This window comes from Actinotalea sp. JY-7885, assembly GCF_014525465.1.
Classification (GTDB): domain Bacteria; phylum Actinomycetota; class Actinomycetes; order Actinomycetales; family Cellulomonadaceae; genus Actinotalea.
The window spans coordinates 1-1,258 of record NZ_JACEXH010000323.1 but is presented as its reverse complement, the minus strand read 5'-3'; the positions used below and the strand labels follow the sequence as shown (position 1 = coordinate 1,258).

Here is a 1,258-nt window from a genome sequence, read left to right as displayed (position 1 = left end):
CTCGGGCAGCACCGCCGGTCGCTCCGGCGCGGTCGACATGTCCCTGGGCGGTGGCCGGCGCCGTGGGCGCTGACACCCACCACGAGCACCCGCCCGCGCCGGGCGCGCGGGGCCGGCTGGCCGCGTGGCTCATGCGCGCGGCCGGTTGGCGCGTCGTCGGCACCCTGCCGCACCGCGGCATCTTCATCGGCGCGCCGCACACGTCGAACTGGGACTTCGTCCTGACCGTCCTGGTGCTGTGGCATGGGGGCGTGTCCCCGCGCGTGCTCGTCAAGCGGGAGCTGTTCTGGTGGCCGCTCGGGCCGGTCCTGCGCGCCCTGGGCGCCGTCCCGACCGACCGCGGCGCCGGCGGGCTCGTCGAGCGACTCACGGCCGAGGCCAGGGAGGACCAGAGCTATGCCCTGGTCATCGCACCGGACGGCACGCGGCGCCCGACCGACCACTGGAAGTCGGGCTTCTACCGGATCGCGACGGCGACCGGCATGTCGGTGACCCTCGGCTTCATCGACGGCCCCACCAGGACGGCCGGCGTCGGTCCGACGATCGCGCTCACGGGCGACGTCCGGGCCGACATGGACGTCATGCGGGCGTTCTACGCGGACAAGCACGGGGTGCGTCCGGGCCGCGGCTCGACGCCGTACCTGCGCGAGGAGGGCGAGCGCCCGTCCTGACGCGTGGCCCCGGTCGCGGTGACACGGGGATCCACCCGCCCGTCGAGGCGTGCGTCCGCGTCGTCGCGGTCGGTCGTCAGGAGGGGAGCAGGACGACCACCGGCGTCGTCGTCGGCTGGGCCGAGCCACCCGCCGGCTCGACGGAGACCGCGAGGCCGTCGCCCGGGCGGTAGTCCGCGGCAGTGACCTGCGCGCTGCCCGACGCCGGCTCGAAGAGTCCCGCGGGCACCGGCACGCCGTCGCGCATCGCCCAGAGCTGGTACGTGCGGCCCCCGTCGAGCGTGGGGAGCCCTTCGGTGACGAGCACGGCCGCGTCGGCGGCCAGCACGGCGACCGCGGTGCCGCCGCCCTCGACGTCGCCGCGCAGCACCTCGGTGCCCGGGGCGGCGAGCAGCTCGGTGAGCTCCGCGGACCGCTGCTCGGCGACGACGGCCCGCTCGTGCTGCTGCCACGCGATCGACGACGGCACGGCGAGCGCGACGACGGCTGCGGCGGCCGCCGCGAGGAGCCACCGCGGGGTGGGCCTGCCGGCTGCCCGGCTGCTCACCGTCCCCGGCGCGGACCGCACCCCGGGCGTCGGGGCCGCC

General features: G+C 77.3%; 2 protein-coding genes. One reads left to right on the top strand and one right to left on the bottom strand.

Annotated elements, in window-relative coordinates:
* On the top strand, positions 1-671 hold a 671-nt coding region (locus IDM29_RS16765), incomplete at its 5' end, for a 1-acyl-sn-glycerol-3-phosphate acyltransferase (RefSeq protein ID WP_255500388.1).
* Between the two features lie 76 nt (positions 672-747).
* On the opposite strand, the gene IDM29_RS16760 is transcribed toward IDM29_RS16765, so the two are convergent.
* Positions 748-1,258 (bottom strand): anti-sigma factor (locus IDM29_RS16760; protein ID WP_223148447.1); only part of this gene is annotated, 511 nt, incomplete at its 5' end.